The sequence below is a fragment of the Bradyrhizobium sp. BR 1433 genome, assembly GCF_051547665.1.
GTDB classification, from domain to species: domain Bacteria; phylum Pseudomonadota; class Alphaproteobacteria; order Rhizobiales; family Xanthobacteraceae; genus Bradyrhizobium; species Bradyrhizobium australafricanum.
Window position 1 is genome coordinate 3,124,967 of sequence record NZ_JBPUGG010000001.1, and the last position, 17,456, is coordinate 3,142,422.

A 17,456-nucleotide genomic window follows, 5' to 3' on the forward strand; every position below is an offset into this window, starting at 1 on the left:
GCCGGACGATCCGGGCGGCTTACTTGCAGTCGGCACGGTGGGCTTTCACATCAAGCAGTCGCCAGAGGGTCATCAGATGCGCCTGCCATAGATCGTCAGGAATTGACTCATCTGGCGCGTTCAACGTGAGATCCGGATATTGCCGGCTTTTTCAATGAAGCTTGCGCGTAGCGATAGTTCATCTGCTTTCTGGACGAACTTAGCGTAATACGTCGGTTATAGCCAGTGGTTTGATAGACGGCCAAATGGCTGCTTGGGCGCATGAAAGCTCGTGCGCTTGTGGCCTGGAATGTGCTCCGCATCCGCGGACAGCGCGGTATTCCGCAAGAGCAACTGGCTTACGACGCGCAGATTGATCGTTCCTATATGAACGGCATCGAGAACCAGAAGAAGAACCCGACAATCGATCTTCTTGAACGTATTGCCGGAATACTGGGTGTCCATTTGTCGGAATTATTTATCGAACCTCCGGAAGGCGCGCCGCCCCCCAGGGCCTTGCCAAGAGGTCGAAGGCCGATGCGTTCAGGCAAGAAGAAATAGCACTCTCACACGGGAGGCGTTACAGAGGCACTTTACGGCACCGGCCCGTAACAACCCGGAGAGCCGTTCTGCTTGATTTGAATGTTGTGCAACTCGCGGGGCATAAATATGCAGAACTGCGCAAGGAGAACGGCTCGCTCGATTAAGCACCTCACAGCCCTCTACTTTGTCCAACTTGGATCCATTGCCCAATGATGACGCCGCTCAGTCGAAAGGAGGTGTTGCCCGGACATCCTAGCGACAGATATTGATTTCCGGCTGGCTGGTTCGCGAGCTGGAGAAATTGCGCTGGCATCACGGACGGGCACTTGAGCTTCACCAGGTTCAAGTCTTGCGAGACTTGCACCTGACATGCAGAACCCGCATTTCAATTCGTCCGAACCGTACGAACAATTTTATCTCCTATCTCCAGGCGGCGTTGTCCTGCTCCCGCCTCGCGCTAAGGGAAATATGCTCAGGATGGAAATCGTGGGCAAATAGCCAAGTGAGCATCGAGAAGGGCCTGCAGCAATGCCGCGCGAACATTCCATCCCGAGATGCGGCCCTGTCGACATGATCTTCCTGAGCGCCATGACCTCGACGCGCCGCGTGACGTCGTCCGTCGGACGCTTGAGCAGAAACTGGAAAGTGTCTACGACGGTCGAGCAGCCGTCGATTACCTGCTTTCGAGTGAATTGCGAGTTGGCAGGCCGCTCGTCGGTTGCCGTCTTTGGTGAGGGCGCGCCATGAGGATCGACTGCGAGGTCCACGCGTTCCGCCAGGAGGCCCGCCTGACGGCACCCTTCATCGACGGCTCGCTGGAACGATTGGAGAGCGCTGCACAAGACTGTGCGATCACCGGCCTGGTACTGGTCCAACCAGCTTTCCTGTGCGGAGACCCGACGGAGTTGTTTGCCCAGGCAAAGCAGGCCCGAATGCCTGTGAAAGTCGTTCCGCCCCTCCTGCAACCGGTTGAGCCCGGGGTCCTGGAGGAGTGGAGCCGATCAGGTGCCACGGGTTTGACGCTCACCCTTGACGATCCCGATGCAATGGCAGAATCGCTTGAAGCTGCCCTTCAGCTGGGCTTCCACCTCGAAATCTCCGGTGGGATCAAAGGGCGAGAGGGTGTCGCAGAACAACTGCTGGCTGACGGTCATCGACTCGTGTTCCGGGACTTCGGACTTGCGCAGGGTGCCTTTCATCCCGCCTGTTGTGATCAGCTACTAGACCGCCTTCTGGCACTTGCTGCTGGCGCTGAGGTATGGGTGAAATTGTCCGGGATCGGACGCGTTCCAGACGATTGGGCCAAGGCCGCGGCGAGCAGGCTTCTCCAGGAGCTCGGGCCGGAACAACTACTCTGGGGGTCGGAATGGCCGCACCTGACGGCCGCTCACGCATATGCGCCATCCTATCCGCAGACGCTGAACTGGCTTGAGGAGCTCATCCCGGACCGGGACGCCAGAGGAAGGATTCTCGGCGAGACCCCTGCTGCCCTCTACGGTTTCCCCAACCGCAACCAGGACCTGTGTACTTGAGGAAAGCCGACAGAGCGAGCTGGTCCATCAGCAAAGACACCGCACTTACCTGCACCATAGACCGCAAAAAGCGGCGCGCGGGAGCGACATGATTGCGCTGTTTCAGCCCGGACCTGGTCGCGGTGCGCCGCGGGCGAAGCGCTAGCACATGAGGTCGACGGGACCATGTGCGCGAAACTCGTCGAACTCCTTCCCTGCGCAGCGCATCGTCCAGCTCTTCTTGCGAGGACAGGTACGCTCGTACTGAGCATGAAGGCCCTCACTGGCTGCCGGTGAGCCCCGAGCGCCTCAACCGCTGTCACGCGGGCGCAAACGAAATTCCTGCATCGCCTCGTCGCCTTCATCGGGAACGCCGTCGGTACGCCGGCGGGCAGCAACCGGGCGAGAGAAACGGCGCGGGCGATTCGTCTTCAACCGCTCGCCCGGCTTCTCTGCATCAGCGATGGCGCCACTAGCGTGCATTCGTGGCCAAGAAACCGGACAAGACGATGAGGGCCGCAGCCGGTCGGGCCGGCCTCACAACAGAAGTGGACGCGGTCAAACCGGCTGGCGAACCGCACTATGACGCGGCGCATTTGACGGCCGAGGCATCGACTTCACCGAAGAAGCGAACCTCCCTCCCGGCCTGCGTCCGCAATCGCGCCGGCATTTCTCGGCTTGGCTGACGTCGACTCCGACGACGCTTCCTGCAATCCGCCTAGGCTCGTCCTCCTGCGATGGGGACCCCGATCGCCCGATCACCCCTGTGTAGGGCGAGCCACCTCACTGGCAGAGGCGGACATACGATCTTACGGATTCGTGAAGAGCCACCAGATGAGGATGCAGGCTGGGCGTTGGCGCGTTCAGTACAAATTGAAACTCATCATTCAAACGACGGAGTTGCGATATGTACGCTCCGTACAGAGTTTTGTCTCAACAGTCGCTCCAACCGAACGCTGGTCTCGCTTTGCTTACGCAGCATGATACTGAGACTGCGGCTTATCATCCCGGAGCTCTCGTCTGTGCGAGGCCGGGGCCATGAAGTTGCGCCACGCATTTACGAGGACTCGAAGGACATTCGACGATAAACATCGCCAGAATTGCTTGGCAGGCGCGATTTACGGGGCGCTTGGTGAACAGCCAGGCGAGTTTTGACGAGCAAAATAATTGCGCTTGCACGTAGCGAGGTAAACAGCTTGGACACCACGGAAAATCAAACCGAGACGGCCGAGCCGCCCGCAAAAATCAAGTCCGTCGCCGCCACCATTCTTCGCGAGTTCTTCCAGGCCCTGGAGAAGGAGGAATATCTCGGCGAAGTAGCGCCCGGGCTTCGCAAGGTCGTACTTGAAGAAGGCACCCTCCGCGAACCCGCCATACGGGCCACGCTGTTTCCGGATGCGCCATGATCCGGATCGACATAGGAGTTCCGCGGCATCCGTGACCTGTCCCTAGAGTTCAAGGGCCAGAACTTCGCTGCTTGCGGACCGAATGGTACCGGCAAGAGCGGCATCGTCGACGCTATCGAATTCGCCCTGACCGGCAACATCTCTCGCTTGGCTGGCGCCGGGACCGGCGGCCTTTCCGTCAGAGCGCACGGCCCGCACGTCGACAGTCGCAACAAGCCGGAGGCCGCGTCGGTTACAATCGATGTCACTTTTCCCGGGCTCGGCAGCAAGAAGGCCCGGATCCGGCGATCCGTGAAATCGGCAAGCGTGCCGGAAATCACGCCTGCCGACAAGAATGTCACCGCGGCGTTCGAGAGCATCGGTCTCCACCCCGAATTTGTGCTCTCACACCGCGAACTCATCCGCTATGTTCTCTCCAAACCCGGGCAACGAGCGAAGGAGGTCCAGTCGCTTCTCCGTCTCGACGAGATCGAGAAGCTCCGCGGCGTCCTGCAGAAAATCGCCAATGCCTGCACCAAAAAGCTTTCTGGCCTCGAACGGGCGGAAAAGGACGCCATCACAAATCTGCTGGCAGCGCTCGACACTGCCCAGCTCACCGGGGAGGTCGGTCCTTGATGCGGTTCAGTCCACATCGTGAACTTCTCGGGCTGGCCCCTCTGCCGGAGCTCGACGCCAACACGTCGCTGAAGGACGGGCTGACCGCAACCACGACGAGCGGATCGGGCCGTGTGCCGAAGGCACAGGCCGCTGCCGATCGCCACGCTGAGGGCAGCACTTGAGGCACTCCAGACCGACGCGTTCAGACAGGCCTGCTCGACCGCCAATTCCAATGCGGCCGAACTCGGCAAGGATGCCGACAGCCTCACCGGCCTGTCGCGCGAAGTGCTTCTGAAGTCGGCGCTGGACCTCTACGATGGAACGGCATGCCCTGTCTGCGACACACCATTCGAGCCCTATGTCTTCCAGGATCATCTCGCCCGAAAGCTCGCTCACTTCGACGACGTGAGCAAGCGCCGGACCGCGCTCGAAGCAGAGCTGAAGCCGGTACTTGACCGGCTTCACGCCGCCGGCACAGCGCTTAAGATCATGATCGATTGTGCGAGCCTGTTATCGCCAAAGATCGACGCCTCCGAGCTGGCAAAATTCAGGACCGTTCTACGCGGCCAATACGAACAGCTTCAGAAGCTTTTCCCGATCGAAGACACGCGCGCGGTTCTCGCGGCCATTCACATCGTTCCGGATCTGGAGCCGACGATGGCGGCCCTCGATGCAACCATCGTCGCGATTCCGGAGCCGACCGCTGCGCTCGAAAGGATCTACAAGGAGGTCGAGGCGGGATTCGCGAGTTATTACCAAAAAGTCAGGATGACGAAAGCACTTTCACCGCAAGGCTCATGCCCTCGATCGGCAAGCTCGGCTTCGACGTAGATTTTCTACGGGCGCGGGCATTTCCCTCCAGGGGCATATCATAGCGAGGGTCATCAAGACGGCATGAGCCTCTGCCTCTACCTTGCGCTCATGAATCATCTGCTCGCGGCCAATTTACCTTCGCTGTCCTCGATGACGTGCTGATGTCCGTCGACGCCGGCCACCGTCGTCAGGTATGCGCCCTCCTGAAAGACAGGTTCCCCAACACCCAGTTCATCTTCACGAAGCATGACGAGATCTCGCTGCGACACATGAAAACGGAAGGCCTCATCAAAAGCAGCAACTTCGCGCACTTCCGGACCTAGACGGTAGATTTCGGTCCGACCGAATGGGACGACTGCGATGTCTGGGCCGAACTGGAAGGTTATCTCGCGAAGAACGACGTGCGCGCAGCCGCTGCGCTCCTGCGCCACTATCTTGAGCATTTCGCCAAAGTGGCATGCGATCGCCTGCGTGCCAGCGTGGAATTCCGTGGCGACGCCCAGTTCATGCTCGGCGACCTTCTTCCGAGGGCGACCAGCACGCTCGGCGACTTGCTCAAGAAAGCAAAAGTAGCCGCCAACTCCTGGAACCAGAAGGATGTCGTCGAGCGCATCACCGCGATCGAAACCGCGTTCGGCCAGGCCAGGACCAGGACCGGCCATGAGAACTGGCAGATCAACACCGCCGTGCATTTCAACGAATGGGCCGATCTGAAGAACAAGGACTTCTCGCCGGTGGTGAAGGCATTCCGGACGTTTACCGGCGCATTCGTCTGCGAGACCTGCGATGAAATGTTGTTCGTTGCCCTCAACCGAGGGAAAAGGAAGCGTTGCGATGCGGATGCGGAGCGTTCAACTTCAATCTCCTGCAAAAAGGTGGCTAAGCGGAGCTGCAGACGCCTACAATCCTGTCCACGCCGCAAGTCTTCAGTGTATCCGCCGAGTGCCGCTTCGCGCCAACGGCGCAAATCCACCACCAGAGCGAACTCAGATCTGATAAACACTTGGTGGGGCCGGCCAAATACCGGGCGTTAATCGCCTCTCGCGGCAACGAGCGAGTCAGATCCTACGCCGGCCATCGCCGCTGCATAGCTTTTGCTACAACCTAAGTTGCTTGAAAAACTGTCCAAGCATCAGGCGAATGATCAGCATCAGAAAGAACCATATGGACCGAACGTAAATCACGTCGTTGCGTCGGTCGAGACCTTTCATCATGGCTTCCCCGAGCTCGGCGGGGAAGGCCGTGAGGATCGGTGGCAGCCTCATGTTGCTGGTCAATTCTGGTTCGTATGAAGCCAGCTTGGACGGTCATCACGTGAACGTTGCTGCCGTTGATCGCCAGACGATTTCGTAAACCCGAAAGAAACGCTTTCAGCCCTGCTTTTGCGGAACCGTAGACATAACTGGAACCTCTTCCCCGGATTCCTGCAACGGATGAGATTCCGACAATGGACCCGCGCCCGCGTGCGGCAAATCGCTCGCAGAAAGGCCGGGGATCAACGCCGAACCCTCATAGTTTGTTCGCATGATCTCTCGAGCATGATCAAGGTCAATTTGAGCGCGAGCGGTTGCTTACCAAGGGGCCACTGCTGACATGAAGACGTCCGGAAGATCGGGAAATGCGTCGACAAAGTACACGAATGCCCTGATGTCGAGTACGTCGAATTGGTGGGTTGTGACCCGGCTGCCCGTGCGAGCCGAAAAGTCGGCAGCCTCACGCGGTAGTTCAGGCAGCCAGCGTTCCGCAAGGCGCACTGTCTAGCGTCTCCGAGCGAAGGCAAGGGCCGTTGCCCTCGAAACGTCGGACGTGGCGCCCAGGATGAGAACAGACCTTGCGGGATTTGGTGCCATCGAAATCTTGGCTGCATCAAATGGCGATGATAACTATCGCGATCATAGATGCGACAGCTATTGCGCTGGTGCGGTCTCTCAACGCCCAGACGACCGGATCGTCATCCATCAGACGCCGATGCGCCACCATGAGTGCCCGACCAATCCAATAGAGAAGAACTGGACAGATAAGCCATAGTGCCTTCGGGTGTCGATACAATATCTGTACATCGGGAGACGTAACGTAGAACGCAAAGATTGTGACAGCGTTCAACCCAGCTGCAGCAGCCAGAGCGGCAACGACATCAAGATCACTGATCCTGTAGTCGCGGCCTGAGCGATCCGAGAGGCCGCGGTCGAGCCTCGTCGCCAGTTCAACGTAGCGCTTGATTAGCGCGAGCGACGTGAAAATGAACATTGAGAAGCTGAAAAGCCACTCCGAAACCTGTATTTGAACTGCCAAGCCACCCGCAAAAATGCGGGTCGTGTAGAGTATTGCGAGCGTCAATACGTCCACAAGCATCTTGCGTTTGAGATAGACTGAATAGGCGCTCGTTAGCGCAAAGTAGCAAACGAGTACGCCAAGAAACTCAGGCGAGATTGTAATTGCCAACGCCAGAGAAAATACGAGCAGCGCCGGCACGGTAAGCAAGCCAGTGCGAGGCTGGAGAAGCCCACTCGCAAATGGGCGAGCACGCTTGGTGGGGTGCGAACGATCAGACTTGAGATCGAGCAGGTCGTTGAGAATGTAAACCGCTGATGCGCAAGAGCAAAAAGCCAGAAAGGCGATCACATTCGCAATGATATCGGCCAAGGCCAATCGATGAGAAGCCGCTAAAGGCATAAAAATGAGGAGATTCTTCACATATTGGCGCACCCGAAGACTTTTGAACCACGCCCGTCTGTCCGCGTTCCCATCATCCAATGCGACGTAGTTATCGCCTTTGAGAGTAGCGAGCCTACGCTTTAGCGAGTTTGAAAGACCAACGCCGTAGGCCTTGTCTGCAACGTCCCAAACCGGTAAATCTGCGGGACCATTGCCAAGGTAATCGAATCCGTTCTTACCGAACGCAGCTGCCAGTAGTTTGGCCTTCAGATCTCCCGACAAATTCGTTCGGTCGTCAGAAGCAAACCAGCCGTCGAACACGCCCAAGTGATCGGCGATGGCCTTCGCGTGTTTCGCGTTCGCTGCAGTAGCGAGGTAAACTCTCCTGCCTTGGGCTTTGACCGACTGGATTAAATCTGCAACATCCGCGTTGTAAGGGAGCGTCGCATAATCCAGCTCCGATGATTGCGCAAAATGATGTTTTAAGGCCGCTTTGCCGTTGCTCCGCAGCGCTGCAGATGTCGCGCGGAATCCAAGAGACACGACGTTCAAAAAGACTCATACAGCATGTCCGTAAGAAGTAAGGATCCGTCCAGATCCACCACCAAGGGTTTTCCGCGCGGAACTTTCGAATCGGCTACTCCAACTGGCATTGCTCGTTAGATCCTGTCGAGTAATTCTCGGGCCAAACGTGTGCCCCAGAGCCGATACAGTTTCAATCGTCGAACGAACCAAGCGGGAGTCTCGCATGGAAGACGAAATCGAGCAGGTCATTTTCGGCCGCACGAATGCAATTCTTCGTTCAGATCGGCGCAATTCACCGCAAACCGCCCCGTCAAGCCTAGTTTGTGCATAATCCGTCTTCAAGTGTTTACGGCGGCGGCACCTCCGATAACCCGAAGTCCGCCACGTTTACGTTTGTCTTGTATTTAGACCAGATGGGACAACGCCATGCACCGCGTGTCGCCAGCTCGCCCACAATTCGCCGAGCCAGGCGCTCCGGGCGAAAGCACGCGAAGCGCGCCTGCAGTCCGGCTATCCACCTTGATCGGGGAGGACAGACAACTATGTGCAGCACCATGCTGATTTCCGAATCTATTCCGTATCCCTGAATGATTAAGCGCGAGCTTGCTTCCCTCTCAAATAACGGAGTGAGTTGTTTTATGGAGGCAGAGCATCACCCGTTTCAGGCATCTGCGTACTCGACGTCTTACTTCTTGCTGGTCTTGTAGCAAACGCCATGCCAGAGATCAGGCATGCGGCTAAGCTTCTGATTAGCTTTGAAGAGCTTGTGGTTCGCGACACGCGGCTAGTGTTCTCAACCCGACAGCGATTGTACCCTTGTCAGATGACGGACTAAGAATCACTTCGCCGGACGGACTTTCGGTTTACCGCGGATAATGCCATGAGCATCCACTGCTAGTCGATGGTGGTCAGCACGACTAAGCCGGTAAGTCGTAAGCGGCAAAGAGACCCGTCTGGCGGAGAGGGTGAATGATCGGCTATCGGCTGCTGAGTTTGCGAACCAATGTGAGCTTCTATGCCTGGTTCTGGAACTAGAATCTTCCATATGATCGAAGCGGTCGCCGACCGTCTTAAGGGGGGCGCCGCGACAGCTTCGCCGACGCTGGTCGGACGAGTTCAAGGCGCAAGTTGTAACAGAGGCACTGGAGGCCGGCGCGAGCGTATCGGCGATCGCCCGCCGGATCGGCATTCACCCGTCGCAGCTGTTCGCTTGGCGTCGTGATGCTCGAGCCGAGCGGCATTGTCGCTCGCGGCACTCGAGTTGCGGAGCCGCGGTGGCATGTGTGTCAGATGCAGTGATCGAAATTGCCATTGGTGATGTCGTCGTGCGCGCCGGCGTGGATGTCGACGAGGCGCATTTGCAGCGGGTAATCCGGGCAGCGCGTTCGGCATGATCCCTTCCGGCGTGAAGGTCTTCCTCGTCATCGGCTAGCAGTTTCACGGCCAACGGCGACCGACGAAGCCCTCCCCGCCGAAAGTGATGTGTCTCATGGTATGAACTCGCTTGCCTTGACGGTTTCCGGAGTTGTTGTCGTGGTCCCGGCATGGCTGCCGCCGCTCTGGGCGATCAGCACGGTACCGATGCAGATGAAGCCGATGCCAGCGATGCGGAACGCGTTGAGTTCCTCCCGAAACATGAAATAGGCGACCACCGCTATCGCCACATGGGCAAGGCTGAGGAATGGATATGCAAATGACACCTCCACCTTGGACAGCACGTAGAGGTGGGATGTCATGGAGATGATGATGGTGGAGAGGCCAACGAAGACCCAAGGGCTGAACACGATCTGCAGTATCTTCAATATTGGGTTGACGCCGGCGAAGGACAGCGGCCCGAGCTGCATCATGCCGTATTTTAGCATCAGCTGCGCGGCGGCGTTCGTCAGGACTGTAAAGAGCACGAAACCGATATATTTCATGCGGGCCCCACTGCTGTGCCTTCTACCTCGGTCCGGAAACAACCGATGAGGTGATTCTATCTGAAGGAATTGTACGGCTCCTTAGAATACACTGCTGAAGAGCAAGTGCTCGCCCACGCACGACGGGGCACCGGAAACGCAGAAAAGTGGATTGACGATCGCTACACTAAATATGCGAAAGGAGCCTACATTGTTGCCCTAATCCTTTCTCCCAGATTTGATGGGGGCTAGTTGGCGTTAATTAGACGGCCGTTGTGACGGCAGCAGACCTTGAACTTATTGATTCTATAGTGTGAGTAGGTTTTGAGAATGTGCCACGGAATCGGCTTGCCCATGGGCTTGGGCAGCTCGGAGATTCGGGTTCCAAAGCCAACCACGAGGATCACAGCTCTCACCATCGGCTCCATTTCTGGCTATCCGACCGTTGGCGCCTGGCTTCACGGCAGGCCTGCTCCGCCAGTGCGGGAGGGCGCATGGGCTTGAAGAGAAGTTGCGTGGAGGAATCGGGGTATTCCGCGTTTAGGACGGGAGGGTCAAACGTAGCGGCGGCGGCGTAATCCGCCTGCCCAGCTCCAAAGGAGTCCATGACGCTAGCTTGGTCAAGATGATACGGGCCCTCTGGCTCGATCAGTACCCATGCTTTGGCTAGATCGGCGCAGCTCTCAAGTCCGAGCACTTCCACGGCAACTGCGCTACTGCCGGGAAATCCCCCGATTAGCCATGGTAGACCAAGCACTCGCGTCTCGAGCACATACTGCAGGCTCGGCGAGAAGCCAGTGAGATCGACCACCGGGGTACCGACTTCAAGGCCGGCCGCGCGAGCCTGGACCCTGGCCGTGCCCAGATAGTCGTGGAGCGACTGCGACAGCACCAGTTTTCCGCTACGCGGCATGGACATGACAGCGGTATAAGTGCGAAGATCTTTCACCTGACGAAGCGGCTTGAGCATGCCACTATTGACGATAGATGCAGCGAGCAACTGTGCTAACACCGACAGGGGCAGTAGGATGGCGACACTACGTCCCTGTTGCGCAAGAGGACTCAGGAAAGCAACGACCGCGAGCGTCCAGAACAAGGCCTCCTTCGCACCCAAGAACCAGTAATTGACATTGGAGCCTAGTGCGAACAGGTGCGGCAGGGCCAAAAAGGCTAGCGTTAGAGCGACGCTGGTGGGACCTTGGTTGCGCAGAACCAATCCCTCACGATAGAACATCGTACCAAGGCATGTGAAGGCCGGCACCAGGAACAGGATCGACGGCGTGATGCTGATCGGATCGGTCCCTAGCAGCGCAATCGATATTGTTGCGATCAAGACCGCAGCGAGAGCCAGCGATGGGAGCAACTTGTGCGCAGCCCCCATGAAAATGCTGAGCAGCAGGGCGATAGCCAGTACCACAGCGATCGCAACTTCCGAGCGATTGGCCGGGAGACGGTCGAACCGAAACACGAGAGACACCTCGTGCCCTTGACCCAGCAGGATTTCCATCTCAGCACTGTTGACCATTCGGGCCACCAGCCCGGCGATGCCACCATCGATCAAGTAAGCGGTAACGATCAGTAGAGCGAGAGCGACCAGCGCCGCGCCAAGCAGGGGCAGCAGCGACTTTCGGCGCAAAATGAAGACATAGAGCATAACGACGAGGGCAATGGCCACGGCAGTGGTCGGCTTGGCCATGAAGCAGCACCAACCCCCAATGCCGACCAATATCCACCCCAAGACCTGGCAGACGCGCCTTTGCCGGTCGGCCAGCAGCAAGCCGATCATCACCATCAAGAGCGAGTGAAAGGTCAGCGCATAGTAGCTGGGAGTGAGCCACCAGTTGCGAAAGTCGCACAACGCCAAGCTGCCGATCCCTGCCGATAGCACCGCCATATGCGGCCAGTCCATTGTCCAGAGGCGCCGGATCACAAGGAAGCTGAGAATCCAGCCCAGCGCCATGGTAAGCGTGGCATTCGCCACGCGAAGTACTGCGACGTTGCCGCCTAACCACTGGTATGGCCAGTGATAGACGAAGCCGAACAGGGACGGCGGTACATTGATTGAGTAGCGGAATGGGTTCGCGAATAAGGTGAGGTAGAGGCCTTCGTCGCCGGGATTGAGACCGCAACTGCTGTAGTATAGCAGCCAACCGAAAAGGATTGCTGTGGTTACGGCGGACAGAACCAGCAACGTCCGATCCAGCAAGACTGAATTGCCGAGGTCAAAGTAGTCGTTTCCTGGCATGGTCCCCTTCCTACAGCTTCGTAGAGGAGGCTCATTCCAATGGACAGCCTCAAGGAGCTTCTAGCTGACCCGAGCCCCGCAATCTCCTCCCAACGTTGGTAGAATGTAAGTGAGCTGCTCCCGGTTTGATGGACACCGGGTTAAGCTAATCCCACCTTGCGCTCGAACTCAACCGGGCTGAGATAGCCGATGGTCGAGTGCCTGCGGGTCGTATTGTAGAATCTCTCGATGTAGTCGAACACATCAGCGCGTGCCTCGTCTCTGGTGCTGCAGATTTTGTTGGCGGTGCGTTCGGTCTTGAGCGAGGAGAAGAAGCTCTCCATCGCCGCATTGTCCCAGACGTTGCCGGAACGGCTCATGCTGCAGACGACGCCATGGTGGCCATCAGGCTCTGGAACTGCTCGCTTGTGTATTGGGCTGCCCTGATCCGAGTGGTGCAACAGCGCATCCGGCTTACCCCGCCGCCAGATCGCCATCAGCAGCGCATCGGTCACCAACTGAGCCGTCATGGCGGCGTTCATCGACCAACCCACCACCCGACGTGAGAACAGGTCGATCACCGCCGCCACATAGAGCCATCCCTCGGCTGTCCAGAGATAAGTGAAGTCGGCGATCCACTTCTGGTTCGGCCGCTCGGTAGGCCGATGATCGGACTGCGACCGGGTTGTCGATCTGGATCGCGACGCCAGCAGGTCGATTTCCGTCGCGGCATGGACTCGCTGGCGATGCCGGTGAAGGAGGTCTTCGGAGTCGATCCGTTCCTTATGTGTCGGACAAGATTATGTGGCGGAAGTGCCTAACGCCAGCCAATGCCGGCTACGGGCGGACTCCTCCGCTGCAAAATATCAGATCCTGTTAAGCAATGCAGGACAGGTCCTTTGATCTGAATCGTGCGCTGCGGTCGCCTGAGATGCCGGCCTTCTCGAGTCCCGGCGCATCATTCGACATCCGCGGCGGCCAGCGATGGGCTATTGCGATCTAAGCATGGCCAAAGCCAGCTTGGATCGTGAAGAGATTCACGCCCGACCAGAGAAGCTTCATGGCGAGGGAGTGCCGGCTATATATTGATCGATATATCAGGCATACCTGCGTGATGCATATCCTGCTGGCAACCCGTTATGTGCGCAAGGTCTCGCTCTGGCTCGGACACGCCAACGTGCAAAGTACCGAGGTCTGCCTGCGCGCTACCCGACTGAAATGCTCGAAGCGCTCGCTGCCATGGTGCCGCCGATGCGGAAGTCCGGACGCTTCCCGCGCCTGACAGGCTGCTCGCCTTGCTGAGCACGGTCAAACACAGGCCGGAATATGCGGAGCAAGGTCTACGAGAAAAGCCGCGGCGGCTGCAACATTCCGCCGCGGCCTCTGCATAACCGTGGGTTTCGCATAATTGCGGAAGTCTCACTTTCAAACTGACGAAACGAGCGCATCGTCCCCGTCATAGGCCGCCGGGTGGCTGACCTTTTGCTCTTATGCAGCGGACTATCCTTCATTATCCTTTCCGATACAGGCGTGAACGCGGCATCAATGTTTGATGCACAAGGTGCGGTCGTCGCGGACTCGCGGATAGCCGCATCACGCGTGGCAGGTTGAGCCCCAAACGCGCTCCTGATCGTATCGCCGCCTGCTCTCTCCGTGCGGCGTGTAGCGCCGCAGGTTTGGGCCAGTGCGAAACTGTGAAGTTTGTTGCGCTTATTCGTCTGCAATGTCGTGTCCGCAACATGTTGGCGGATACAATCAAGCACCCGTTTGCCTTCGGACAGAAAGGAGCTACTGCCGCTCGCTCTGACGAGCCGTCCAAGCAGCGGCTCTCATGTCTCAGGAGCATCGGGCGATTGGCCCAGCTCTTGCAGCGCTTCTTGCCAACATCGTCCAGCTCCCTGTTTATTGGAGTTGTCCGCCGCAGGACCCGACATCTAATGCGACGAAAAGTACCATGAAGAGTTGCACTTCCGGGACGACCACGATACTGGGCATGGCGACCGTACCCTTGATGGCCCGCACCGCACTGGTGGGCAACGCAAATATGGATGAGATCGGCGACGTTCCGCAGCCCGCAGGCCGCGACTTGGCTCTGACGTGCGCTCACGAACCGAGAGCCGCAATCACGACATGCGGGGGTGTTCCCGAAATCTCCCGCGCCGCAATCAACGCCGTGGAAACAACAACATCGAATGCTCGGACATCCCTTTTTCGCGCCAACGAGTTCTTGCGGCTGTCATACTGTTGCACGTCACCCACTTGGGAACACCACCGATGTCGGCACAGCCTGCGGAGAAGAATTACGGCCTGTGGACTGCCTATTGGCTACAATCCGGCCCTGTCGGCCTACACTTGCTCCCCAGGAATGGTTGGAGACTGCGCGCCGTCGAGTTCAACATCAGGACCAATTCGCGGGAGCCGCGGACTTTGCGTCGAGACCAAGCCTGAGCACCTAGGCTTTGCAATTGGGAAGCGAAGGAGCAGCGTTAGCCGAACCTTTGGCGTTTTTTGGCAAGCTTCCCTGGCTGCGAACGAGAAGTAGGTTGGCGCTCGGCCCCGAGACAGATCACGTCGCCTAGATGGCGCAAACGCACGAGGGTGGTGTTCATGATAAACCTTTTCCGCTACCGGGCAGTACTGTCCACGGTCGCCGCCATCGCTCTTTGCCCCACCGCTCAAGCGCAAGACCGCCGCACTGTTGCCGAACCTGTCGCCCCTAGACAGGTCTGCGCCCGCTTAAGGCCCTCCGGCAAGAACGACACAGCCAAGCTGCAAGACGCCATTGACCAGTGCCCCGTTGGCGCAGCCGTCTATTTGTCGGGCGGGGAGTTCCGGTCGGGTCCACTCGATATGAAATCGGACGTTACGCTCTGGATCGAGCGCAATGCCACGCTCTTTGCCATACCCGAGCCGACTGCCTATGATAAAGGTTCGGGAAGTTGTGGTACCATTGATGAGAAGGGCGACGGTTGTCGGCCGCTCATCAGCTTTTCCAAAACGTATGGCGGCGGCATCTATGGTGACGGCATCATCGATGGCCTGGGCGGCGCGTTCGCGGTGGGCAGCACCGGACCTTGGTGGCAATTGGCCTTCCGTGCGCAAGTCGAAGGTGGCAAGCAGAACGTCCCGCGCTTGATCCAGATCGACCATGCGAAGGACATTACCTTTCACGGTATCACCTTGCGCAATGCGCCCAATTTCCACGTGGCGATGAACCGGATCGAAGGTGCCACCTTTTGGGACGTAACCATTGATGCACCGGCCAACGCCCGCAACACCGACGGCATTTATGTAGCCGCCAGCCAGGACGTGACCATCGCGCACAGCTTCATCCGTACGGGAGACGATAATGTGGCGATCGAGGCCGGCAACGAAGCTCCCACGCGCTATGTCTCCATCATCAATAACTGCTTTGGCTGGGGGCAAGGCATGTCGATCCGCAACGAGGCGAGCTCTGGTGTCAGCGACATACTGGTGCGCGGCCTTAACCTCGACGGCACGACGACGGGCTTGCGCATCAAGAGCGATGCCAGCCGGGGCGGACTGGTGGAGAAGGTGGTCTATGAGAATGTGCGCCTGCGCGGCAACCGGTGGCCGATCATATTCGATGCACACTACAATCCTCGCACCCGAGGAGACATAATTCCGGTCTATCACAAGATCGTTCTGCGTCATGTGCATGGCGATGATGGTACGTTGGTAATGCGGGGGCTGGACCAGGATCATGCCCTCGAGATTACGCTGGATGATGTGCGATTTGCCGATAGCGCTACTTGGCAGATAGAAAATGCAGATGTGACCGTAGGAAGCTCCGGCGTATCACCGCCCTTGCTGGATCGAACTGGGGGACCGGTACCTAATACCGGAAAGCAAAGATTTTGACTCGTTGGCTCACGGGCCTTGGATGGCGTGCGCCTTTTCGGTTGTGACCATACGATGATGCAGGTCTGTTTCGTTATCGCAACGTTTTTCCCGGTGGCGTTCTTAACAATGAGGCCCCTGAAAACTGTCGATGCGGCAGTCGAGACATTGGGTGGCGAGGCACGGATCTCGACCATCTTCAGCCCAACTGGCGTGCTTACACGATCCGCAGCGAAGGTAATGAGTAAGGCGAGGCTGACCAACATCTTGGAAGGATACTCGTTCCGCGGTGTGTTGCATCATCGTTGGTGCGATTTTCCCACGACCGCCGGATTGTGCAGCTGTTGCGGTGAGGTGTGCGGCATAGGCCGCGGGGTCATGTATCTCAGCGACGAGTGAGGCCACCGGATAGTGTAGTCGGCGATTCAGTTGGCATTCTTGGCACGAGTGTAATCCAGATTGAACAATACACGCTCTCATTGAGCAGTTCATCGCGCATCTGGCCGTTTAAACTCTCAATGGACCCATTCTGCATCGGCTTTTCTCGGCGCGATGAAGCGCCAGCCGATGACCGGCGTCCTTGATCTAGACGAGCATGGCATTGCAGGTGTCGTCGGCCTGAGCTCCGAAGGCACATCTGTTCAGAGAGTTCGCTTTCGACGAGACACTCTTCTTTAGTTTTTTGTACGCGCAGAGCCACGCGTAGTCGGCACGGAATCCTGCGACAGTTCACAATGGCTTGCCCGGAAGACAGAGGCAATTGGTCACAAAGTGCGCTTGATTCTCGCGCAGTTCGTGATGCCTTACGTGAAGCCAAAAAGAACGATATCATCGACGCCGAAGCGTTCGCAGAGGCAGCGACACGGCCGACAATGAGCTTCGTCGTCGCGAAAGAATCCGATCAGGTCGATCTTCAAGCGCTGCACGCTGGAATACTCAAACTCGATCTGCTGCACGCTCTCCAAGCTCGGGTGCATCCGAAACAAGGCCGTTGTCGCTCTAGCAGCTAAGATGGCTCGCCTTGTCCGGGTGATCTTGAACGAGCCGGGAACTGCATGGGATACTGCTTTCACCTGACGCTTCTGGCTCGATTGCGTTTGACCTTGCCCCACAGATTTTATCTTGAGTTCACCCCGGCGGTTGGATTTTCCCGGTTAGGCGGTGGGAGCGACGGGAGCTGGCGCGGAGCTTTCGGCATAGCGCAGCGCCAGATCCCGGCGCGGGTGACAAATGAAGGCGAACTCGGGGGGCGTCTTCCACCCGAGCTGCGAGTGTGGTCGTGCATCGTTGTACAACAACGTTTGAGAACGCCCACAGGACCGTTCTGGTTCTTTATCGGCATCACCCTTGGTGTGGTCGCCGAGTTTGCGTTCATGGGACTGTCGGCAAGGCTAATGATGTCGTTTTTCGCTGCACCCTGGACGGGTCGCAAGCGGATCGTGGC

16 protein-coding genes and 3 pseudogenes are annotated in these 17,456 nt (G+C 58.0%); 10 read left to right on the plus strand and 9 right to left on the minus strand.

The genetic code is table 11. The features are described from left to right. Positions 1-261 precede the first annotated feature (261 nt). The 6 genes from ACSKB9_RS15375 (at position 262) to ACSKB9_RS15400 (ending at position 4,867) form a co-directional block, all read left to right on the plus strand. On the plus strand, positions 262-540 hold the full coding sequence (locus ACSKB9_RS15375; RefSeq protein WP_438074123.1) for a helix-turn-helix domain-containing protein: 279 nt from the start codon (positions 262-264) through the stop codon (positions 538-540). Positions 541-1,265: 725 nt separating this feature from the next. Continuing rightward, the gene (locus ACSKB9_RS15380; protein ID WP_438074124.1) at positions 1,266-2,054 is read left to right on the plus strand and encodes an amidohydrolase family protein; all 789 of its coding nucleotides are present in this window, start codon (positions 1,266-1,268) and stop codon (positions 2,052-2,054) included. Positions 2,055-3,229: 1,175 nt separating this feature from the next. Next, positions 3,230-3,439, plus strand: coding sequence for a hypothetical protein (locus tag ACSKB9_RS15385; protein ID WP_438074125.1), 210 nt, complete (start codon positions 3,230-3,232; stop codon positions 3,437-3,439). A gap of 36 nt (positions 3,440-3,475) precedes the next feature. After that, the gene (locus ACSKB9_RS15390) at positions 3,476-4,054 is read left to right on the plus strand and encodes an AAA family ATPase (RefSeq protein WP_438080222.1); all 579 of its coding nucleotides are present in this window, start codon (positions 3,476-3,478) and stop codon (positions 4,052-4,054) included. Further along, complete coding sequence (locus tag ACSKB9_RS15395) at positions 4,054-4,218, plus strand: hypothetical protein (protein WP_438074126.1); 165 nt, start codon at positions 4,054-4,056, stop codon at positions 4,216-4,218. The genes ACSKB9_RS15390 and ACSKB9_RS15395 overlap by 1 nt, the downstream gene beginning before the upstream one ends. Next, positions 4,166-4,867 (plus strand): hypothetical protein, encoded by a 702-nt coding sequence (locus tag ACSKB9_RS15400; RefSeq protein WP_438074127.1) that lies wholly within the window; start codon positions 4,166-4,168, stop codon positions 4,865-4,867. Before ACSKB9_RS15395 ends, ACSKB9_RS15400 begins: the two co-directional genes overlap by 53 nt. Before the next feature lie 95 nt (positions 4,868-4,962). Here the strand turns inward: ACSKB9_RS15400 and ACSKB9_RS15405 are convergent, their stop codons facing one another. After that, on the minus strand, positions 4,963-5,292 hold the full coding sequence (locus ACSKB9_RS15405; protein ID WP_438074128.1) for a hypothetical protein: 330 nt from the start codon (positions 5,290-5,292) through the stop codon (positions 4,963-4,965). Here ACSKB9_RS15405 and ACSKB9_RS15410 point away from each other — a divergent pair. Then, the gene (locus tag ACSKB9_RS15410) at positions 5,251-5,883 is read left to right on the plus strand and encodes a hypothetical protein (RefSeq protein WP_438074129.1); all 633 of its coding nucleotides are present in this window, start codon (positions 5,251-5,253) and stop codon (positions 5,881-5,883) included. The genes ACSKB9_RS15405 and ACSKB9_RS15410 overlap by 42 nt on opposite strands. A 63-nt stretch (positions 5,884-5,946) precedes the next feature. Here ACSKB9_RS15410 and ACSKB9_RS15415 read toward each other — a convergent pair whose 3' ends face one another. From ACSKB9_RS15415 to ACSKB9_RS15425, 3 genes and pseudogenes are all read right to left on the minus strand, one after another. Further along, complete coding sequence (locus ACSKB9_RS15415; RefSeq protein WP_438074130.1) at positions 5,947-6,126, minus strand: hypothetical protein; 180 nt, start codon at positions 6,124-6,126, stop codon at positions 5,947-5,949. 40 nt (positions 6,127-6,166) lie between these two features. Further along, a pseudogene (locus ACSKB9_RS15420) lies at positions 6,167-6,298 on the minus strand (SDR family oxidoreductase); the annotation flags it as partial. Positions 6,299-6,715: 417 nt separating this feature from the next. Then, the gene (locus ACSKB9_RS15425; protein ID WP_438080224.1) at positions 6,716-8,047 is read right to left on the minus strand and encodes a UbiA family prenyltransferase; all 1,332 of its coding nucleotides are present in this window, start codon (positions 8,045-8,047) and stop codon (positions 6,716-6,718) included. A gap of 1,124 nt (positions 8,048-9,171) precedes the next feature. Here ACSKB9_RS15425 and ACSKB9_RS15430 point away from each other — a divergent pair. Then, positions 9,172-9,423: a transposase gene (locus ACSKB9_RS15430; RefSeq protein WP_438080226.1), complete on the plus strand. Its 252-nt coding sequence runs from the start codon at positions 9,172-9,174 to the stop codon at positions 9,421-9,423. A 93-nt stretch (positions 9,424-9,516) separates the two neighbouring features. Here the strand turns inward: ACSKB9_RS15430 and ACSKB9_RS15435 are convergent, their stop codons facing one another. The 3 genes from ACSKB9_RS15435 to ACSKB9_RS15445 all read right to left on the minus strand — a co-directional run bounded on the left by ACSKB9_RS15435 (position 9,517) and on the right by ACSKB9_RS15445 (position 12,927). After that, on the minus strand, positions 9,517-9,948 hold the full coding sequence (locus ACSKB9_RS15435; protein WP_438074131.1) for an EamA family transporter: 432 nt from the start codon (positions 9,946-9,948) through the stop codon (positions 9,517-9,519). 391 nt (positions 9,949-10,339) lie between these two features. After that, complete coding sequence (locus ACSKB9_RS15440; RefSeq protein WP_438074132.1) at positions 10,340-12,172, minus strand: hypothetical protein; 1,833 nt, start codon at positions 12,170-12,172, stop codon at positions 10,340-10,342. Between the two features lie 140 nt (positions 12,173-12,312). Continuing rightward, complete coding sequence (locus ACSKB9_RS15445; RefSeq protein ID WP_438080228.1) at positions 12,313-12,927, minus strand: IS3 family transposase; 615 nt, start codon at positions 12,925-12,927, stop codon at positions 12,313-12,315. A 1,831-nt stretch (positions 12,928-14,758) separates the two neighbouring features. Between ACSKB9_RS15445 and ACSKB9_RS15450 the strand changes: the two genes are divergently transcribed. After that, positions 14,759-16,033, plus strand: coding sequence for a glycoside hydrolase family 28 protein (locus ACSKB9_RS15450; protein ID WP_438074133.1), 1,275 nt, complete (start codon positions 14,759-14,761; stop codon positions 16,031-16,033). A gap of 364 nt (positions 16,034-16,397) precedes the next feature. Here ACSKB9_RS15450 and ACSKB9_RS15455 read toward each other — a convergent pair whose 3' ends face one another. Next, the gene (locus ACSKB9_RS15455; protein ID WP_438080230.1) at positions 16,398-16,649 is read right to left on the minus strand and encodes an integrase core domain-containing protein; all 252 of its coding nucleotides are present in this window, start codon (positions 16,647-16,649) and stop codon (positions 16,398-16,400) included. A 125-nt stretch (positions 16,650-16,774) separates the two neighbouring features. Here ACSKB9_RS15455 and ACSKB9_RS15460 point away from each other — a divergent pair. Next, positions 16,775-16,938, plus strand: a pseudogene (locus ACSKB9_RS15460) (IS110 family transposase); the annotation flags it as partial. A gap of 228 nt (positions 16,939-17,166) precedes the next feature. Here the strand turns inward: ACSKB9_RS15460 and ACSKB9_RS15465 are convergent. Beyond that, positions 17,167-17,304, minus strand: a pseudogene (locus tag ACSKB9_RS15465) (IS3 family transposase); the annotation flags it as partial. Positions 17,305-17,456: the final 152 nt, after the last annotated feature.

What these genes read in the sequence shown, in the direction of transcription:
- ACSKB9_RS15375 (WP_438074123.1), top strand. Translation starts at nt 262, where the DNA reads ATGAAAGCTCGTGCGCTTGTGGCCTGGAATGTGCTCCGCATCCGCGGA.
- ACSKB9_RS15380 (WP_438074124.1), top strand. Translation starts at nt 1,266, where the DNA reads ATGAGGATCGACTGCGAGGTCCACGCGTTCCGCCAGGAGGCCCGCCTG.
- ACSKB9_RS15395 (WP_438074126.1), top strand. Translation starts at nt 4,054, where the DNA reads ATGCGGTTCAGTCCACATCGTGAACTTCTCGGGCTGGCCCCTCTGCCG.
- ACSKB9_RS15405 (WP_438074128.1), bottom strand. Translation starts at nt 5,292, where the DNA reads ATGCTCAAGATAGTGGCGCAGGAGCGCAGCGGCTGCGCGCACGTCGTT.
- ACSKB9_RS15435 (WP_438074131.1), bottom strand. Translation starts at nt 9,948, where the DNA reads ATGAAATATATCGGTTTCGTGCTCTTTACAGTCCTGACGAACGCCGCC.
- ACSKB9_RS15440 (WP_438074132.1), bottom strand. Translation starts at nt 12,172, where the DNA reads ATGCCAGGAAACGACTACTTTGACCTCGGCAATTCAGTCTTGCTGGAT.
- ACSKB9_RS15450 (WP_438074133.1), top strand. Translation starts at nt 14,759, where the DNA reads ATGATAAACCTTTTCCGCTACCGGGCAGTACTGTCCACGGTCGCCGCC.
- ACSKB9_RS15455 (WP_438080230.1), bottom strand. Translation starts at nt 16,649, where the DNA reads ATGTGCCTTCGGAGCTCAGGCCGACGACACCTGCAATGCCATGCTCGT.